The organism is Maritalea sp. (assembly GCF_051251695.1).
Taxonomy (GTDB): domain Bacteria; phylum Pseudomonadota; class Alphaproteobacteria; order Rhizobiales; family Devosiaceae; genus Maritalea.
On sequence record NZ_JBPOEU010000087.1, the window covers coordinates 1 to 2,467 of the forward strand.

At 50.2% G+C, this 2,467-nt stretch carries 2 protein-coding genes; both read right to left on the minus strand.

Going from position 1 to position 2,467, the window contains the following annotated elements:
* Nucleotides 1-291: 291 nt before the first annotated feature.
* Nucleotides 292-1,878, minus strand: coding sequence for a class I adenylate-forming enzyme family protein (locus tag ACSHWX_RS18225; protein WP_435669632.1), 1,587 nt, complete (start codon nt 1,876-1,878; stop codon nt 292-294).
* Nucleotides 1,879-1,909: 31 nt separating this feature from the next.
* Nucleotides 1,910-2,467, minus strand: a 558-nt coding sequence (locus ACSHWX_RS18230; protein ID WP_435669633.1) for an SDR family oxidoreductase, incomplete at its 5' end; no start/stop codon positions are given.

The following is a 2,467-nucleotide window of genomic DNA, read 5'->3' on the forward strand; positions in this document are numbered from 1 at the left end:
TGTTTGACCCCTGCTTTGGCCGCAATGTCTTGCTGGGTCCAATTGTTCTTGGTGCGGATTAGTAACAACTGATTGGCCAATTGTTTTGGACTGTAGATCATCTGAGCCTCCTCTATACCTTCAAGCGGATAAAAGACACTATATCCCCTTTGGAGGATATGTACAGCAATATCCCCTATTGAGGATACTCATCTAATTATCCTCTTGAGCGGATAGGTTTTCTGAAAGTCTACTCGCTACAGAGTCATTTTCTTACAAAGTCCGATATTTGTTAACCAGCTGCCTATTCATTTAGACAATAAATACGCGTTTATACTGCTCCCGCAACTCCACCTTTCTGACTTTCCCTGTGCCTGTGACCGGCAGGGCTTCGCAGATGAAAATGGCTTTGGGCACTTCGAACTGCCCTAGCTGGGCTTTGCAGTGCGCCTCGATTTGAGGAATGTCTGATTCGTTCAATGTTGCGCTGATAATACAGGCGCAAACGGCTTCGCCCCAGTGGGGATGGCTCACGCCGAAGGCGGCCGCGCGCTCGATGCCCTCTAGTAACTCCAAGGCTTGCTCTACCTTTTGTGATGAGACATTTTCACCACCCGATTTTATCGTGTCTTTGATCCGGTCAATAAACAGCAGTTGGCCTTGGTTATCGATTAAGCCGATATCTCCCGTGTGATGCCAGCCGAATTTACCCGCCTCTGCTGTAGCTTGCTCATTCTTATAGTAGCCACTCATAACTTGGGGCCCGCGCCATACTATCTCACCCGCTTCGCCGTTGGGAAGCTCGTTGCCTTGCTTATCAATAATCGCTTGCTCACCAGTACAAACGGGCTCCCCCCAATAATTACCTTCGCTGAATTCGGTTGGGGTTTTATCTCGATACATACAGGCAACAGGGGCGAACTCGGTTTGGCCGCTGCCCAAATGCATCACGCACCCAAAGGTTTTACGTACTTTTTCTAGGCTTTTACTATTCATAGCAGCCATGGAATACACCCCTAATTTGAAATGTTGAAAGTCGCGCTGATCAACATTCGGTGTGGCGAGCAGTGCATGCCACATCATGGGCATAAACACGGCGGTTTCGATTTTTTCCTGCTCAAGGCTATCCACGATGACGTTAGGGTCAAATGCGGCGTGTAGCACAGTGCAGCCCCCGCGCATCATGACTGGGTGCAGCACAGATAATGCCGCACAGTGAAACAGCGGCAGCACCAACAACATGCGATTATATCTGTTTAGCTCGAGCTCAATGGCCCCCGTTAACGCCGCTATGGTCAGGGCCAGATGGGATGACTCAACCGCTTTAGGTCGTGAAGTGGTGCCCGAAGTGTAGATCATGTGGGCCGTGTCTCTGTCCTCAATAATACGGTCATTAATCTCTTGCTCACTTTGATTATCGAGTAGCGCTTCTAAGCTGTAATCAGATTTGCCCTTGTTATTGCCCATTTGCACCGTCAGCTTGATGTGTGGATTACCTTCGGTGCTGGCGTGCACTAGCTCGGCAAACATCGCTTCGTAAACAACGGCTGAGGTTTCGCTGTGTTCAAGGTTGTAGCGCACATCGTCTACGCCTTGCATAAAATTAATCGGTACGGCAATGACACCGAGTTTGTAGCAGGCAAAATACACGGTAAGCATGTCGCGCTGATTGGTTGAGAATAACGCTAGTTTGTCCCCTTGTTTAACGCCCTTTGCGATTAAGCCGTGGGCCAACTGATTCACCCGTTTGTTTAATTCGTTATAGCTGGTTGCACGGCGCTCACCATTCGGAAAATCTACAATGGCGGGCTTCTCGCCGCTGTCTCTGCTGCGCTTACGTAGCAGGTCACCTAGGGCAACGCGCTCTATCAGGTTTCTATTCAATGCGTGGTTATTCATCTTCATATCCTCGTTGATATTGTGCTGGGCGTTAGCGCAAAACCTTGGGCGGCGCTGAGCGATGAAAGCCGTCCCATGTTGTGCTGTTAACGGGTGCTGTTTGACCAAGTGGCGCAAGTGCAGGGGCAGAGCCCATACTTGCAGCGCCGTCTACCCATATAGATTGGCCGCTGATAAAGTTGGCGCCTGGACTCATTAAAAAGCAAATCACCGAAGAGACTTCTGCTTCGCTAGCAATACGCCCCAGGGGTACTGCATGTTTTAGATTTTTTATCGCGGCTTGCATCTCTTGAGGGTAGGTATCAAGGCCAGAAGACGCCACCCAACCCGGCGCCACCGTATTCACTCGCACGCCATATCGGCCCCATTCCCACGCGGCCGTTTTGGTGAGGTTTTCGACCCCAGCCCGCGCTGCACCCGAGTGGCCCATACCCGGCATACCGTTTTTATTATCCGCGGTGATATTCACTATGCTGCCGCCATGGGCTTTGAAGTGTTGTTTGAACAATTCTCTGGCCATTAAAAAGCCGCCCACAAGGTTGGTTTGCACCACGCTTTCAAAGCCTTTTTTACTGATGGACTCTAATGG